We start from the raw sequence: 17,305 nt of genomic DNA on the forward strand, positions 1-17,305 counted from the left end.
TGGTGCTGTACATTTAGAATAGGAGTGATGCATTCTTAATTCTTTTCATTTTTTTGCTAACTGTAATAAAGGCCGCTATGTAAATTATGGTGGGAATACATTAAATTTATACAGCACTAGTAATTAACTAATTAACAACAATTGCAATGAAGGAGTATAGCTTAGCATATTTTTTAACAAGAATAGCAGTAGGAGTTAGTATGTTTGGTCATGGTTTGGTTCGTTTGCCTAAACTAGAAGGCTTTAAAAATCATATAGTACAAAGTTTTGAAAAATCTATGATTCCAGAGGTTTTAGTGACGCCTTTTGCATATACATTACCAATCTTAGAATTTGTGGTAGGAGTATTACTTATCATTGGATTATTTACAAAACAGGCTTTGGTGTTAGGTTGCGCTTTAATGATCACTTTAGTGTTTGGGAGTACAATGATAGAGAATTGGGGAATAATTGATTCTCAGCTTATACACGCTCTTATATTCACCGGTTTATTGGTTACCTTAAAATACAATTACCTTGCTGTAGATGCTAAAATGAAAAAATAAAGGCCATACTTAAGAATGTAGAAAGTTCCCCCCGGATCCTCATATAAATAAGTAGGCCAATATTAGTTGTCCTATTTTAGTCTCTTCTGTACATAGAAAGAGATGCTATTATAGTTCAAGAGCAAAGTTAATTCTATAGAAATTTCTTTCCTTGCGGAAAACCGCAGTGGGGTAAGTTTTTTTTAGTTTAGGCTCTAATCATCGCCTATTTTGTCGCTAAAGAATTCATATTTAATATATTCTTATTCGTTTTTTGAAGCTATTTAATTCTTCTACAACCAATTTACAGGGTTTTACAACATAAATAATAGATAATGGCATATCAGGATTAGTTTTGTGTGAATAATCAACCATACTAAATTAAGATGAAAAATTTATTTTTATTAGCAGCCTTTGTGTGCTTTGGAACAATGTACAGTCAACAAGGTTTAAAATTCGGAATACAAGGAGGTTTGGCAGTTAATGAATTTGCAGATGCTACTAGCGTAATTCTTGGAGCAGATTTTGGCCATATGTGGGCCGTGAATGAAACTATTGATTTAGGGGTAATGACGGGTTATATTCATGGTTTTGCCGAAAAATATGGCACGGAAGATGTTTTAATTGATTTACCTACTATTCAATTTTTACCAATTGCAGCATCCTTACGTATTTGGGGGTCTAATTCTTTTTCTTTTGGCGCCGATATAGGAACTGCTTTAGGATTAAATGAAGGAAATGATGGTGGGTTTTATTACAGACCTCAAATAGGTTTTCTCATGGGGCCGTATACAGAGTTTAATATATCGTATACGGGTATACAATTAGATGATGCTTCTTGGAATACAGTAACTATTGGTATCGTTTATACCTTAGAATTAAAACAACCTTATTAATCAATAAGTTCTAAAACTTAATTAAAGGGACTGAAAAACTTAAATCAGCATTGCTAACGGCATTAGATGCTAAATTCTTACTTTTAAAAGCTTATTATAGGTATTCTAACTTGTAACACTTAAATTTACTTTGTAAGAGTATTCTTTAGTGCGATTGTCGCACGATCTTATTGGTATGATAACGAAATACGTGCGCCATTTTTAAAACTTTAATACGGTTAAAAATACGTGCTATTTTTATTTTAAATTAAAATCAGTAACCGTGAGCTTTAATTTTCAGAATCCTGATACAGAATTGCTAGATTTTGCACTAATTGCAGCGTCGCTGTCAAACTGTTCTGCTGCGGTAATTACTCTTACTGATGGTAAAATTATTTATGTAAAATCAAACCATGGTAAAGCAGGTTTTGATACTTCCTTCTATTATAATATCCTATTAAATACTACAGATGAAGTCCTTTTAAAATCAAATTTAAGAATAGCAGATACTGCGAATGTTTTCGATTTCTATTTGGGAATTTCACTAAAAACAAAAGACCAAAATTCTTTCGGAGTGTTGAGTTTGTGGAATGAGACGAATGTAGAAATTAAAGAATCGCAACTAACTGCGCTAAAGGCTTTAGCGCGGCAAATTGAACAGAAGTTAATTCCAGAAAACCAATTGCAATCTTTAATAGTTACGGATCATATCTTCTATGAAAGTTGTTTAAAGAAGAGTAAAGTAGGCCTCTGGGAGCTAAATGTGAATACTTCTGAGTTTAAACTAAATGACGTAGCCATGACTATTTTAGGGTACGGTAAGAACGATTTTAAGGATTTTAGCTTTAAGACATTTCTAAAAATCATCTATAAAGATTACGTTCAAGAATCTATTTCCTTCCTAAGTCAAATTAAAAATAAAGAAATAGACGCGTATTCACATGATTTGCGCGTACGCCATAAAAAAGGATATTGGAGTTGGACGACAATTACTGGGCAAGTTACCAAGTGGAGTGCTAATGGCGCTCCAGAGATTGTTGCGGGTACTATGTTAGATATCCATGACCTTAAAACAATGGAGTTTCAACTTAACTCAATTATTGATAATATTAGTTGTGTAGCTTTCCGACATATATTTTTCTCAGATGGGACTCAAGAAATTGTTCATATAACCAAAGGAACCGAGAAATTATGGGGTTTAACAACTCAAGAAGTGTATGCTGATTTTGATTCAGTTTGGAATTTACTGCTGGAAGAAGAGAAAGCACGTATGAAAGCTATTTTGGATAATTCTATTGCAACTCTGGAAAAATGGGAGGGCGAATGGAGAATTCAACATCCTGACGGTAGTATCCGTTGGCATAAAGGCCAAGGTATACCTGTCAAAAATAAAAATGGAAGTGTTAGTATTGATACGGTAATTATAGATATTACGGATCAAGTAGCTAAAAAAGAGGAGCTTAAAGTCTTAAATAAAAAATTAAATCAGGCCCAAGAAATTGCTGGACTTGGATATTGGGAATTTGACTTAATTAAAGGAACTTCTTATTGGTCAGACAAGGTATATGATATTTTGGGCTTAGGTAAAGATTCCATACTGGAATCTTTTGAGTCTTTAAAAACTTTATTGTTTGAGGAAGATATTCCTTTATTAGAAGGAAAAAGAAAAAATTCTATTGCTACAGGGGAGGAATATATATTAGAAAATAGAGTAAAAAAACCAGATGGATCTATTATTTGGATACGACAAAAAGGACATTATATTAAGGATACTCTAGGTACACCTATTTTTTATGAAGGGACAATTCAGGATATTACAGCTACTAAATTAATTTCTTTAAGCTTAGAGGATACTTTAAATCGGTATCATTTAGTGACAGAAGCAACGTCTGATGCTATTTGGGATTTAGACTTTGTAAAGGGTGAAATTTATTTGGGAGAGAATTATAAAAAAATGTTTGGGTATCCAACTATTGGAAATTCAAAGGACGATTTAGCTTTTTGGGAATCTAAGATACACCCAGATGACCGCAAAAGAGTAGTACAAAGTTTTGACTCTTCTGTAAAACTGGGGGCGATAAATTGGCAGGAAGATTATAAGTTTCTAAATTCTAATAAAGAATATAGTGATGTTTCAGATAAGGCTTTTATTGTAAGGGATGAGAAAGGTATGGCATTGAGAATGGTAGGTGCTATGCAAGATGTTACAGATAGTAAGAAAGCAAAATTGGATCTTGAAGATACCATTCAGCGGTATGATTTGGTAACCAAGGCAACTTCTGATGCTATTTGGGATTTAGATTTTGTTACAGGAGAAATTTTTCGAGGAGAAAATTACAAGAAACTCTTTGGTTATTCTTCTTTTGATATGATAAATAATAGCCTCGATTATTGGAAATCTAAGATACACCCGGAGGATCATAAACGTGTTTTAGAAAGTTTTAATTTATGTATTGAAAGTGGTGACGATAACTGGTATGAAGAATATCGTTTTGGGAATAAAGATAATAAGTATTTATCTATAATAGATAAAGCTTTTATTGTAAGAAATAGCAGTGGTAATGCCTTGAGAATGGTTGGTGCTATACAAGATGTTACTGAAAAGTTACAAGCCATTGAAGATATTAAAAGAGCCAATGAACGTTTTGAAAAAGTAGCGGAAGCTACTAATGATGGTATTTGGGATTGGGATTTAAAAAATAATGTGGTTTTTCATGGAGCGGGCTATTTTGAATTATTTGGTTATTCTAAAAGTGAGGAGAATAGCAATCCAGAAATTTGGATAGGCCGTATTCATCCAGAAGATAAGCCTAAGATTTTAGAATTAATAACTGGATTAATAGAATTAAAAACGCAAGAATATTTTAATTGTGAATACCGCTATTTAAAAAGTAATGGCGATTATGCTTTTGTTATAGATAGAGGTAGTGTAATGAAGAATGATCGTGGAGAAGTTATTCGTATTGTTGGTGCAGTACAAGATATTACAGATCAAAAAGACTATGAAGCTTCACTGCAAAAATTAAACAACCATTTAGAAAACCAAGCCGTAGAGCTTCTACGGTATAATGAAGAGTTAGAACAATTTGCGTATGTAGTATCTCATGACCTACAAGAGCCTTTACGTATGATCTCTAGCTTTTTAATATTGCTCGAGAAAAAATACAATCATGTTATTGAAGAGGAAGGGCAGAAATACATTCATTTTGCGGTAGATGGTGCGAAAAGAATGCGTCAAATAATTTTAGATCTATTAGATTTCTCAAGAGTAGGGAAATCTGAAGAAGAATTGATACCAGTAGATTTAAATGTGCTGCTAGAAGAGGTCTCTCAAATTTTTCAGCAAGAAACCCTAGAAAAAGAAGCTACCATAATTATTCCTACGCTTCCTACAATTAATAGTTATAGTTTACTTGTACAGCAACTTTTTCAAAATCTAATAGGAAATGCTTTAAAATACCAAAAAGAAGGTGCTAAACCTGTTGTTGAAGTTACTTATGAGGAGTTAGCTAGCCATCATAAATTTTCCGTATCAGATAACGGAATAGGGATAGATTCTGAGTATTTTGATAAAATATTCGTTATATTTCAGCGTTTACATGGTAGGAACCAATACAATGGTACTGGTATTGGTTTGGCATTAGTAAAAAAAATTATTGAAAACTTAAAAGGTAAAATTTGGTTGGAGAGTGAAAAAGGCACTGGGACAACATTTTATTTTACTATTAGTAAAGAAGAAAATTAACCAAACCTCTATATGAAAAGTATTACCATATTGTTAGTAGAAGATAATGAAGGCGACGTTTTATTAACTACGGAAGCACTAGAGAGTTGTAAAATAACCAACACCTTAAAAGTAGTTAACGACGGGGAAGAGGCCATAAATTTTGTTTTCAAAAAAGGAAATTTTGTAAATGAAAAAACACCAGACCTGATTTTATTAGATGTAAATCTTCCTAAGAAAAATGGACATGAAGTACTTCAAATTTTAAAATCAGATAGTACCTATAAGCATATTCCTATTATAATGTTGACGACATCATCTTCAGCATTAGATATTAAAAAGGCGTATTCACATTATGTAAACTGTTACATTACTAAGCCAGTAGAGCCAACAGATTTTATGTCTGCAGTTTCGCAAATAGAAAATTTTTGGATCAATATTGTAAAATTGCCTTAATAGTTTTTCATGATTAAAGATAAATTTACATACTCCATACTAATTATTGAGGATAACCCTGGGGATCTTTATATTTTTCAAGAATATTTAAGAGACCAGATTTTAAATCCTAACATTATCTCCGCTACCAGTTTTAAAGAGGCAGCTGAGGTTTTGCTAGATGATACTCAAAAATTAGACATTATATTTTTAGATTTATCATTGCCAGATAAAAATGGGATAGCGCTAATTCATGAAATAGTTAAAATAGGAAAAAAGAGGCCCATTGTAGTGCTTACAGGATATTCAGATATCCAATTTAGTATAGATTCATTACACTTAGGGGTATCAGATTATTTAATTAAAGATGAGCTTACAGCGCTGACTCTTTATAAAAGTGTGCGATATAATATTGAGCGGGGTAAATACCTGCTGCAGTTAGAACAATCAGAAAAAAGGTATATAGATTTATTTCATTTAAGTCCGCAACCTATGTGGATTTATGATTTAGATACGTTACTGTTTTTAGATGTGAACGATGCTGCAACAGATCATTATGGCTATTCTTATGAGGAGTTTTTAAAAATGACGATTAAAGATATTAGGCCAAAGGAAGAAGTTTCTAATCTCATGAAGATTTTAAATGATAATCCAGGAGATAAAGAAGGTAAGATAAAAGGTTTTTTTAGACACCAGAAAAAGGATGGAACTGTAATAGAAGTTGAAATCACGAGTAATCTTATCTCGCGAATTGGCAAAACAGTTCGTATTATTCTAGCGAATGATGTTACAGATCGTGTAAATTATATAAAAGCGATTATAGACCAAAATGATAAGTTAAAAGAAATTGCATGGGTACAGTCTCATGTGGTTAGAGCGCCATTAGCTAGATTAATGGGGTTAATTAAGATTTTGGAGCGAGACACTAAGCTGGCGGATGAGGATAAAAGTTTTATTTACAAAGAGCTGCTAAATTCTGCAGATGAATTAGATGAAATTATTAGAGATATCTCTGATAAAGCTTCTAAAATAGAAATTAATAATACTAGTTATGATTTTGGAGATATTACTCGTTGATGATGATCCTATAGGACAGTATCTACATAACAACATACTAACTAAGTGTAACTTTCCAGAACAACTAATGTTCGAAAATGGCGCTTTAGCATTAGATTATATTCTTGAAAAGAAAGATGAAGACATCTTATTCTTAATTTTTCTAGATATAAATATGCCTGTAATGAATGGGTGGGAGCTTCTAGAAGCATTGAGTGAAAATTGTATTAAACCAGCAATTAAAGTTGTCATTCTTACGTCATCAATTGATTCTTCTGATCGTGAAAAAGCTAATGGATACCCGCAGGTAGTTAAGTTTCTAGAAAAACCTTTAACCGAATCATGCGTAAGTCAAATTAAATCAAATACAGATTTATCATCCTACTTTTAATAGTATTAAAAGTAGACTCAAAAATTAGTTTAGAATGACCGAAGCAATAAAGAAAAAAATAATAGCAGTTTGTGATGATAAGATTGAAAAAAAGGGTTCAAATGTCGGACTTTCTTTTTACGCCTTTTTTGCAAATAAAAACGACAATCCAAAACTTTTACTAGAGGTCGCTCAATGGTGGATCATGGAGCATAAATTAGATCATTTTGAAAAAGCCTTGAAAATTAAAGCATTGGCGCAAGAAATAGATTCTTTAGGCTAAGCGTGGATCATTTTATTTTGCATCCTTTTTGTTTACGAGACCTTTTGTAAACTCATTTAAAGTTTCTACTTTCTCTTCAAAATCTCCTTTTATAGTTTTCCTAAATTCATTCAAGTTTTTAACTAAGTCATCAATATTATCAGGAATAACATCCTCAAAAAATTGACGTAATCGCTTTGCTGTGGTTGGCGATTTTCCGTTGGTAGAGATGGCAACTTTTACATTACCCTTGGTGACGATACCTCCCATATAAAAATCGCAAAAGGGTGGGTTATCAGCAACATTAACAAGTATGTTTTGTGCTCTACAATCGTGGTACACTTGCTCGTTTACTGGAATATTATCCGTCGTAGCTACCACCATATGCTTGTTTTCTAGGAAGCTCTTATCATACGGGGTAACATTCATTTTAATTGCAAACTTCTCTGCTAAGGCTATAGTTTCTTCTCTAAACATAGGAGAAACCATTTCTACATTCGCATCAGGACTAGACTTTAATAAAAAAGTGAGTTTTTCTAAGGCTACATTTCCTCCACCTACAATAAGGATCTCTAAATTAGAGACTTTTAAAAAAATGGGATATAGGTTGTTGCGTTCCATGATGGTCTACTGTTTGTAAAGTGGTTAAGGATAATGTTCTGGTAAAGGTAAAGCTTAAATTTATTTTGTAGCGACCAGATTGAATTCTATAACATCAATATTGCAATTGTTGATAATTATTTTATTTGCGTTCTAATTTTTACTGCTGTGAGCTTTTAAGTACTGAAAATGAGCTGGGGTCTTTAAAACTAGGTAATACTATAAAGTTTAACCTGACAATTATCATATTTTTTCTTTTAATACAACAGTAGGTTTGTATTAAATACAATACCAATGTGCACATTAGTTCAAAAATATAACGTTCCAGGTCCTAGATATACAAGTTACCCAACGGTTCCATATTGGGATATTTATGAATTTTCAGGAAAAAAATGGCAATCCACTTTAATTCAAAGTTTTGAAGAGAGTAACAGCTCTGAGGGGATTAGCTTGTATATTCATTTGCCTTTTTGCGAAAGTATGTGTACTTTTTGTGGGTGTCATAAACGTATTACTAAGCGTCATGAAGTAGAAGTGCCTTACTTACAAACGGTGCTTAAGGAATGGCAATTGTATTGCAATTTGTTTTCTGAAAAACCTAAGATAAAAGAACTTCACTTAGGAGGCGGTACGCCAACTTTTTTTTCTGCGGAGAATTTAGAATACTTGATTAAAGGAATTTTTAAAATAGCAGATAAAGCCGCTAATTATGAATTTAGTTTTGAAGGTCATCCTAATAATACCACAAGAGAACATTTGCAAGCTTTATATAATGTAGGCTTTAGACGAGTAAGTTTTGGTGTTCAGGATTATAATGAAAAAGTACAAAAGGCTATCCATAGAGAGCAACCTTTTATAAACGTAAAGAATGTTACAGATGCAGCTCGCGATATAGGGTATACTTCTATAGGTCATGACATTATTTTTGGTCTTCCGCACCAAACCATTGCAGATGTAGAACAAACCATTTTAAAAACAAAAGAGTTAATGCCAGATCGTTTGGCATTCTACAGCTATGCCCATGTGCCGTGGTTAAAAGGGAATGGTCAGCGAGGTTATAATGATCATGATTTGCCTACGGCAGAAGAAAAACGTATGCAGTATGAATCGGGAAAAAAACTATTGGCCCAAGTGGGGTATGAAGAAATAGGAATGGATCATTTTGCGTTAAAAACTGACACGTTGTTTAAAGCGATGGAAAATGGAGCATTACACCGGAATTTTATGGGATATACGAGTTCTAAAACACAATTAATGATAGGTTTGGGAGCTTCTAGTATTAGTGATAGCTGGTATAGTTTTGCTCAAAATGTTAAAGGCTTAGAAGAATATGAGCATCTTGTCGGGAATGCTATCATTCCTATTTATAGAGGTCATATTTTAACGGATGAAGACTCTATAATTAGAAAACATATTCTAAATTTAATGTGCAGATTCGAAACCGAATTTACTACAGAAGAAATTGGGCTTTTAGATTTAAATTCTTCTTTTGATAAATTAATGGAGATGCAAGCTGATGATTTGCTTCAGATTGATTCTTATAAGATTAAGGTATTAGAAAAGGGAAGGCCATTTATTAGGAATATCTGTATGGCTTTTGATATGCATTTACAACGGAAAGCACCTGAAACTAGGTTGTTTTCTATGACCATATAAATTTAACCTCTTAATTATAAACTATGAAAAACATTATTGTACCAATAGATTTTTCGATACAATCGGAGAATGCTTTAAAAGTTGCGGCTTCATTAGCAAAAAAGCACAACTCTAAAATTTTTGCGCTGCATATGCTAGAATTAAATCAAGCATATATTACATCTACAGAAGGTGCACATCCAGAACAAACTGTTTTTTTAATAAAAATGGCAGAAAAACGTTTTGCAGAATTTTTAAACAAACCTTTTTTGAAAGGTGTTGAAGTAAAACCAATTATTAAACATTTTAAAGTTTTTAGTGAGGTAAATGAAGTTGCTGAGGCAAACAATGCAGACATGATTGTTATGGGCTCTCATGGTACGGATGGAGTAATGGAAATTTTTGTAGGTTCTAATACGGAGAAAGTTGTTCGTAATTCAGACATACCAGTTCTAGTAATTAAGCATAGGTTAGATGAGTTTACACCTAAAACTATGGTTTTCGCATGCGATTTAAAGGAAGAAAATGTAAATGCATATCAACGTGCTAAGTATATCGCAGATCAGTTTTCTGTAGACCTTCATATTGTATATATCAATACTCCAGGAGATAATTTCTTGAGTACAGAAGATATCACAGTTAAAATAGAGAAATTTTCAGCAGTTATTGGTAAAGAAACTATAGACGTAAAAATATATAATGATTACACTGTTGAAATGGGCGTGATTAATTATGCAGAAACTCAAGGAGTAGATTTAATAGGGATTCCCACTCACGGTAGAAAAGGAATAGCTCACTTCTTTATGGGAAGCATAGGAGAAGATGTAGCAAACCACTCAACAATACCAGTGGTAACGTTTAAAATTTAATACAGTTGATTTGTTTGTCAATTCTAAAAGGAGCACTTTAAGTAGTGCTCCTTTTTATTTAGGTCTATTCTCAAACATTTTCATATAAAGCATGGTATTCATTTGTCTAGCTCTATTTTTGGCAATGAAAGCCGTGTCTCCTGTAAATAATTCGTCAATAGTTTCAAACCATAGATTAAGCCATAAACCAAAATGTTCAGGAGTAACTCCATAGTTCATTTTTTTGTCAACCTCATTATGTGCCTTTATCGGATTACCGTGGTACTTGCGTTTTAGAAACAACTGTGTCTCCCAGAAATCTGTTAATAGCTCTAGATGGGTTTCCCAGTCGGTAATAATGCCATTAAATATGGGGCCAAGTACTTTGTCTACTCGTACTTTTGCGTAAAAGCTTCGGACCAATACGCTAACATCAGCTCTATTTTCTATTTCTTTCTGTAGCATTATTTTTATTCTTTAAGTAAGATGGTGTTTAATTGTGGCATTCAAGATTGGAAGATACTACCTCGGTTACTGGCTTTGGTGATACGTAAGGAATACCGAGCCCTAATCCTCTTAAAATGAATAAAGCGCCTATTAGAACCACAAAAACAGGAATTAATTTTTGTACTTTTTGCTTTGCAGCCCCTTTTAAAAGACTACTAAAATAGATGGCCGTAGTCATCAAAGGGATAGTGCCAGCCCCAAACAATACCATGTATAGTGCCCCTTTTAAAGGACTTCCCATGGCAATGGCCCCAAAAAGACCCATATAAACTAAGCCACAAGGAAGAAAACCATTGAGAAAACCAATAGTGATAAATGTATCAGCTGTTTTTTTCTGTAGCTCTTTACCTAACCTACTTTTCACCTTTCCGATAAGCTTATACATAGGCTTAGAGAAATTGTATGTACTAATGAATTTGTGAGGCAATAGTACTACAATAATCATGAGTACACCAATAGCAATAGATAGTTTTTGTTGCATTCCAAAGACAAATAAGCCTTTGCCTAGTAAGCCAAAAACTAATCCTAAAGTTCCATACGCTAATAGCCGCCCAAGGTGATAGATGAATATTTGTGAGAATTTTTTAATGTTGCTTGTTCTATCAACAGGGAGCATAAAAGCAATGGGTCCGCACATGCCTACGCAGTGAAAACTACCCATAAGGCCTAATATGATTGCTGATATAAACATTTAATAGGTTATTTTTTCTTTATGTAGGTATGCTTTGTCTTGGTATTTCCAAGAAATTTTAATGTCCCAGCGACCTTCTAACAAACGTTTGTCAGGTACGAGCAAATGTGAGTCGGATAGACTTATTGGAAAGTCAAAATCCAGGTGTTTATTAGAAGGTCTGTATAGGGACACTATGCCTTTAACGGCTTTATTATCTATATTTTTAGGAAAGGTAATGACTAAGCCTTCTGGTGTTTTTTTAACTTCAATATTTTTAGCATCATCGTTCGCATTGTTTTCAGCATCAATTTCTTTTTGAAAGCCAAGTTCTGCTTGGTAATATTCTTCCGTCACTAAATCATGACCAGCTTTATGATCTATATTCATGCGAATTACAAAAAAAAGAATAAAGCTTATAAAGCAAGCAAAAGCAATTACGATACCTGTTCCCCAATTTATTTTCATGATATTTTTTATTTGCGTTACGTACTACTTAGTTTTTAGTATTAGTTCTTGAGGCTATTTATGTTTTGTTGCAGGCCATAAAAGAACTTGTAATTTATTTTTTAATTCTTGTTTTTTAAGGTCGATTTTTTGAAATTACCATCAACCATCAACCATCAACCATCAACCATCAACCATCAACCATCAACCATCAACCATCAACCATCAACCATCAACCATCAACCATCAACCATCAACCATCAACCATCAACCATCAACCATCAACCCCTTACTTATAACTCCTAGGAGCTAAGAAAGCAGTCGTTGTTGTTTCAATTAATTCATCACCGCTATACACGCCAATTTTTAATTTTTCTTTATCGGTTTTTACGGCACTATTATTAATCTCTATAAACAAGGTTCCTTCCGCTAATTTCTGTGCATAAACGGCAAAATCTTCATGACGCACTAATTTAATAGTACCTTTATGAGATAGCAATTCAAAATGCACATCATTAATATCTTCATTGGTTTTGTTTAGTAACTTATAGGTATACACATTACTAATGATATTTCCTTCTTTATGTTCATAGAGTTGCCCTGGTAATCTAAAAATATTGGCTTCTAAATCGTTTCTTAAAAATAACATCCCGATTAAAACTCCAGTAAGGATTACAAGGATTGCGGAATATCCTTTTAGTCTAGGGGTAAATTTAAATTTTTCTTTTTTAACAATTTCATCTTCACTGGCATACCGTATTAATCCTTTTGGTAGGTCTACTTTTTCCATTATGGAATCACACTCGTCAATACAAGCGGTACAGTTTACACATTCTAACTGCGTACCATTTCTAATATCAATTCCTGTTGGGCACACATTTACACATTGAAAACAATCAATACAATCGCCATTTCCTAAGGCTTCTCGATCTTCATTTTTACGCCATTTTTTACGTCCATTTTCACTTTCACCTCTTTTATGGTCGTAGGCTACAACAATAGATTTGTTGTCTAATAAAACACCTTGCATTCTACCATAAGGACAAGCAATGATACATACTTGCTCTCTAAACCAAGCAAAAATAAAATAAAACACAGCCGTGAATATCAATAAAGAAATCATGGTACTTATGTGTTGGCTAGGACCATCAGTAACATATTCTATTAAGCGGTCGCTACCAATTAAATAAGCTAAGAATACATTAGCGATTAAGAATGAAATAATAAAAAAGATGATCCATTTTAACACCCGTTTTTTTATTTTGTCAGCATTCCATTCTTGGCGTTCTAATTTTATTTGTGCTCCACGATCTCCATCAATCCAAAATTCAATTCTACGGAAAACCATTTCTAAAAAAATGGTTTGAGGACACATCCATCCGCAGAAAATACGACCAAAAGCAACAGTGAACAAAGCAATAAAGATGACACCAATAATCATTGAAACAACGAAGAGATGAAAATCTTGTGGCCAGAACGGAAATCCGAAAATATTAAAGCGTCTTTCCAGAACGTTAAACATTAAAAACTGATTTCCATTTATTTTCACAAATGGAGCAGCAACTAGAAATATCAAAAGGATATAACTTACATATTTACGATACTGATAAAATTTACCGCTTGGTTTTTTAGGAAAAATCCAAGCTCTTTTACCGTCTTCGTTAATAGTACCTATTGAATCTCTAAAATTTTCAGTGTCTTGAGCCATTTTTTAGTATTTAAACTGTTTTAACCAATAAATTAATTCATTACTACGCTGGTTGAATCAGTAACTTGCTCTTGAATTTCTGTAGCAGGAGCAGCTGCATTTGGGTCTACCCAAATATCTCCATCGGGAGCTTTTGGGTTAGCAGGCGTTTTCCCATTTATTTCTTGTAAAACATAACTGGCTACCTGTGCAATTTCGGCTGGTTTCAGCGTTTGCTTCCAAGCAATCATTCCTTTACCATCTCTACCACCTTCAGATATGGTGTGGAAAACATTTTTAATACCACCCCCTAGAATCCAGTACTGATCTGTTAGATTGGGGCCAATACCACCACCACCATCTGCCATATGGCAAGCAACACAGTTAGATTCAAATATTTTCTTACCAGCACTAAGATCTCCAGCATCTGCTAATAATACTACGGTACTCTCGTCTACAAGATCTTTAGCCGTTTTTTTGTATTCTTCAATTGCCATATTTGCTTCAGCTACTTCCTGTTCATATTCTGTGATTTGGTTATAATCATTAAAAACGTGAAAACGAAGCATATAAATAATTGCGAAAACAATACTTGCATAGAACATATACACCCACCATGGTGGTAATTTGTTATCTAGTTCTCTAATTCCGTCATAATTATGATCTAGAACAATTTCGCTTTCTGCTTCCATTGGTTTAGAACCTAACATTTTCTTATAGACTTTTTTACCCCATTGCCATTCCCATTTCTCAGTTTTCGTAACTAAGTAACGCTCTTTTGCTTCTTCTGATAAGGTTTGAAACATAACGTTTTCAATAGCACTTAAAATGAGCTCTATCGCAATTAGAATAATTAGCACCATTGCCATAAAAAACTGCGTAATAGGGTAGGCTATAATTGCGGGTTGTTTTCCAGAATCAATAAAATATTCCATTAACCCGAAGATGAGGAAGAATAGCACTGGGACTCTTATCCACCAAAGTGATTTATTTTTCATAATACGTAATTTTATTGGTTGTCATTTTCAATTGGTAATTCACTAACTTCACTTATGTATTCCTTTGAGGCGGTAAAAACCCACGCAAAAAGCACTACAAAAAAGATAAAGAAAATCAATAAGGATATGATAGGATAGATAGCTACACCATCAATAGTTTCCATGTAACCTTTTACAAATTTAAACATGATTTCTTGTGATTTAGAAGAATATTAAGAGGTGTTTATTAGCGTAAACGACCTCTTCATATTCAGTTTTTTAGTTATTTTTCCGGAATTAATTCTCCTGTTTCTTTTATTTTAATATCGGTACCTAAGCGTTGTAAATAGGCGATCATAGCAACAATTTCACGATCTTTCATTTCAGTGAAATCCGCTCCGTTTTCTTTTGCATATTTCTTATCCGCTTCATACGTTTTTGCAAAGTCAGGATCAGCATATAAATTCTGTTCTATTTTGCTTGCTTGCTCGTCCATATTCTTTTCGGCATTCGCAATTTCATCTTCGGTATAAGGAACCCCTAGGGTGACCATAGTTTCCATTTTACCTTGAATATTACTTCGGTCATGTTTATCTCTTATTAACCAAGAATAGGATGGCATAATAGAACCTGATGAGGTGCTTTGTGGATCATACATATGGTTTAAGTGCCAGTTATCTGAGTACTTGCCACCTACACGTAATAAATCTGGACCCGTACGTTTACTCCCCCATAAGAATGGATGATCATAGACAAACTCTCCTGCTTTAGCATATTCGCCATAACGTTCTACCTCACTTCTAAAGGGTCTTACCATTTGTGAGTGACACCCAACACAACCTTCTCTAATGTATAAATCGCGACCCTCTAATTCTAGAGGCGTATATGGTTTTACACTTGTTATTGTTGGTATGTTAGATTTTACTAAAATGGTCGGAATAATTTGTACAGCCCCTCCAATTAAGATAGCTACTGTTGCTAAAATGGTTAATTGTATAGGCTTACGTTCTAACCAAGTGTGGAAACCTTCGCCAGATGTTCTTTTCTTAGAAACTTTAGTTAATGCAGGAGCTTCGGCTAATTCATCCTCAACTTTAGTACCTGCTTTTATGGTAAGCACCACGTTGTAAATCATAACACATGCACCAATAATATACATGGTACCACCAATAGCACGCATCCAATACATGGGCATTATCTCTGTTACCGTTTCTAGGAAATTACCGTATACTAATGTGCCGTCTGGATTAAATTCTTTCCACATTAAAGCTTGTGTAAAACCAGCTACATACATTGGTAAGGTGTAAAGAATAATACCTAGTGTACCTATCCAAAAGTGAAAATTAGCTAAACTAATAGAGGCTAATTTTGTTTTGAACATTTTAGGAACCATCCAATAGATCATACCAAATGTTAAGAACCCATTCCAAGCTAATGCACCAACATGCACGTGGGCAATAATCCAATCACTAAAGTGAGCAATAGCATTTACATTTTTTAGAGAAAGTAGTGGTCCTTCAAAAGTAGCCATACCGTAACCGGTAATTGCAACCACCATAAATTTAAGGGTAGGATCTGTTCTAACTTTATCCCAAGCTCCTCTTAAAGTTAATAGACCGTTGATCATACCACCCCAAGATGGTGCTAATAACATAATAGAAAAGGCTACTCCTAAATTTTGTGCCCATTCTGGCAATGCGGTATATAATAAATGGTGTGGTCCTGCCCAGATATATATAAATATTAAAGACCAAAAGTGAACTATAGAAAGTTTATAAGAATATATAGGTCTGTTCGCAGCTTTAGGAACAAAATAATACATCAATCCTAAAAACGGTGTTGTCAAGAAAAACGCTACGGCATTGTGTCCGTACCACCATTGTACCAAAGCATCTTGTACACCTGCATAAACAGAGTAACTTTTAAATGCACTTACGGGTAAGGCTAAACTATTAAAAATATGAAGTACGGCAACCGTTACAAAGGTTGCTAAATAAAACCAGATAGCAACATACAAGTGACGTTGTCTTCTTTTAATCATGGTTCCGATGAGGTTAGCTCCAAAAGCAACCCAAACTACAGCAATAGCAATATCTATAGGCCATTCTAATTCTGCGTATTCTTTTGATGAGCTATACCCTAAAGGTAATGTTATGGCTGCAGCGACAATAATTAGTTGCCACCCCCAGAAATTAAAATTACTCAAAAAATCACTATACATACGCGCTTTCAGCAATCGTTGCGTAGAGTAGTAAACCCCCGCAAAAATGGCGTTTCCTACGAAAGCAAAAATTACGGCATTGGTGTGTAGTGGTCTTAAACGGCCAAAACTTAACCATGAAATACCATCCGTTAAATTTGGAAATAGAAACATGAGCGCCAAGAGTAGCCCTACTGACATACCTACAATTCCCCAGAACATGGTTGCGTAGAGGAATTTTTTAACGACTTTATTGTCGTAATAAAACTGCTGTAATTCCATAATTAATTGTTTAAACTTTTATTTAGTTGGATTGATTCTTCGGTTTCTTTAGGAGTCTTTTTAACTAACTCATCTTCAAAAAGCATACGTACTGATGGCGTATAGGAATCGTCATACTGACCGCTTTTTACCGAAACGATAAAAGCGATAAAAAAGACAACAGCAATACTGATACTAATTGCTAATAAAATATAAATAACACTCAT

18 protein-coding genes are annotated in these 17,305 nt (G+C 33.7%); 9 read left to right on the forward strand and 9 right to left on the reverse strand.

The features are described 5' to 3' along the window. Positions 1–146: 146 nt before the first annotated feature. The 7 genes from CELAL_RS09565 to CELAL_RS09595 all read left to right on the forward strand — a co-directional run bounded on the left by CELAL_RS09565 (position 147) and on the right by CELAL_RS09595 (position 7,267). On the forward strand, positions 147–545 hold the full coding sequence (locus CELAL_RS09565; protein ID WP_013550705.1) for a DoxX family protein: 399 nt from the start codon (positions 147–149) through the stop codon (positions 543–545). Between the two features lie 365 nt (positions 546–910). Further along, a complete protein-coding gene (locus CELAL_RS09570; protein WP_013550706.1) occupies positions 911–1,420 on the forward strand; it encodes a hypothetical protein in 510 nt (169 codons plus the stop codon). Between the two features lie 262 nt (positions 1,421–1,682). Then, positions 1,683–5,144, forward strand: a complete 3,462-nt coding sequence (locus CELAL_RS21470; protein ID WP_013550707.1) for a PAS domain-containing protein — start codon at positions 1,683–1,685, stop codon at positions 5,142–5,144. A 12-nt stretch (positions 5,145–5,156) separates the two neighbouring features. Beyond that, positions 5,157–5,579, forward strand: a complete 423-nt coding sequence (locus CELAL_RS09580; protein ID WP_013550708.1) for a response regulator — start codon at positions 5,157–5,159, stop codon at positions 5,577–5,579. Positions 5,580–5,588: 9 nt separating this feature from the next. Further along, a complete protein-coding gene (locus CELAL_RS09585) occupies positions 5,589–6,635 on the forward strand; it encodes a response regulator (RefSeq protein ID WP_013550709.1) in 1,047 nt (348 codons plus the stop codon). Further along, complete coding sequence (locus tag CELAL_RS09590; protein ID WP_013550710.1) at positions 6,610–7,005, forward strand: response regulator; 396 nt, start codon at positions 6,610–6,612, stop codon at positions 7,003–7,005. Before CELAL_RS09585 ends, CELAL_RS09590 begins: the two co-directional genes overlap by 26 nt. 34 nt (positions 7,006–7,039) lie before the next feature. Continuing rightward, positions 7,040–7,267 carry a DUF6500 family protein gene (locus CELAL_RS09595; protein WP_013550711.1) on the forward strand — a complete coding sequence of 76 codons (228 nt, stop codon included), beginning with the start codon at positions 7,040–7,042 and terminating at the stop codon, positions 7,265–7,267. A 12-nt stretch (positions 7,268–7,279) separates the two neighbouring features. Here CELAL_RS09595 and CELAL_RS09600 read toward each other — a convergent pair whose 3' ends face one another. Continuing rightward, entirely contained in the window at positions 7,280–7,867 is a 588-nt protein-coding gene (locus tag CELAL_RS09600) for a precorrin-2 dehydrogenase/sirohydrochlorin ferrochelatase family protein (RefSeq protein WP_013550712.1), read from the reverse strand. Between the two features lie 273 nt (positions 7,868–8,140). Between CELAL_RS09600 and hemN the strand changes: the two genes are divergently transcribed. Both hemN and CELAL_RS09610 read left to right on the forward strand, forming a co-directional pair. After that, entirely contained in the window at positions 8,141–9,502 is a 1,362-nt protein-coding gene (gene hemN / locus CELAL_RS09605; protein ID WP_013550713.1) for an oxygen-independent coproporphyrinogen III oxidase, read from the forward strand. Positions 9,503–9,525: 23 nt separating this feature from the next. Beyond that, on the forward strand, positions 9,526–10,350 hold the full coding sequence (locus CELAL_RS09610; protein WP_013550714.1) for a universal stress protein: 825 nt from the start codon (positions 9,526–9,528) through the stop codon (positions 10,348–10,350). 54 nt (positions 10,351–10,404) lie between these two features. Here CELAL_RS09610 and CELAL_RS09615 read toward each other — a convergent pair whose 3' ends face one another. From CELAL_RS09615 to ccoS, 8 genes are all read right to left on the reverse strand, one after another. Continuing rightward, positions 10,405–10,794 (reverse strand): group III truncated hemoglobin, encoded by a 390-nt coding sequence (locus CELAL_RS09615; protein ID WP_013550715.1) that lies wholly within the window; start codon positions 10,792–10,794, stop codon positions 10,405–10,407. A gap of 28 nt (positions 10,795–10,822) precedes the next feature. Then, complete coding sequence (locus CELAL_RS09620; protein WP_013550716.1) at positions 10,823–11,527, reverse strand: sulfite exporter TauE/SafE family protein; 705 nt, start codon at positions 11,525–11,527, stop codon at positions 10,823–10,825. Then, positions 11,528–11,974, reverse strand: coding sequence for a FixH family protein (locus CELAL_RS09625; protein ID WP_013550717.1), 447 nt, complete (start codon positions 11,972–11,974; stop codon positions 11,528–11,530). It lies immediately after the preceding gene. 268 nt (positions 11,975–12,242) lie between these two features. Continuing rightward, positions 12,243–13,661 (reverse strand): cytochrome c oxidase accessory protein CcoG, encoded by a 1,419-nt coding sequence (ccoG, locus tag CELAL_RS09630; RefSeq protein ID WP_013550718.1) that lies wholly within the window; start codon positions 13,659–13,661, stop codon positions 12,243–12,245. 32 nt (positions 13,662–13,693) lie between these two features. After that, the gene (locus CELAL_RS09635; RefSeq protein WP_013550719.1) at positions 13,694–14,638 is read right to left on the reverse strand and encodes a cbb3-type cytochrome c oxidase N-terminal domain-containing protein; all 945 of its coding nucleotides are present in this window, start codon (positions 14,636–14,638) and stop codon (positions 13,694–13,696) included. Between the two features lie 11 nt (positions 14,639–14,649). Continuing rightward, the gene (locus CELAL_RS09640) at positions 14,650–14,826 is read right to left on the reverse strand and encodes a hypothetical protein (RefSeq protein WP_013550720.1); all 177 of its coding nucleotides are present in this window, start codon (positions 14,824–14,826) and stop codon (positions 14,650–14,652) included. A gap of 74 nt (positions 14,827–14,900) precedes the next feature. After that, complete coding sequence (ccoN, locus tag CELAL_RS09645) at positions 14,901–17,099, reverse strand: cytochrome-c oxidase, cbb3-type subunit I (protein ID WP_013550721.1); 2,199 nt, start codon at positions 17,097–17,099, stop codon at positions 14,901–14,903. A 2-nt stretch (positions 17,100–17,101) separates the two neighbouring features. Further along, the gene (gene ccoS / locus CELAL_RS09650; protein ID WP_013550722.1) at positions 17,102–17,305 is read right to left on the reverse strand and encodes a cbb3-type cytochrome oxidase assembly protein CcoS; all 204 of its coding nucleotides are present in this window, start codon (positions 17,303–17,305) and stop codon (positions 17,102–17,104) included.

The organism is Cellulophaga algicola DSM 14237 (genome assembly GCF_000186265.1).
GTDB classification, from domain to species: domain Bacteria; phylum Bacteroidota; class Bacteroidia; order Flavobacteriales; family Flavobacteriaceae; genus Cellulophaga; species Cellulophaga algicola.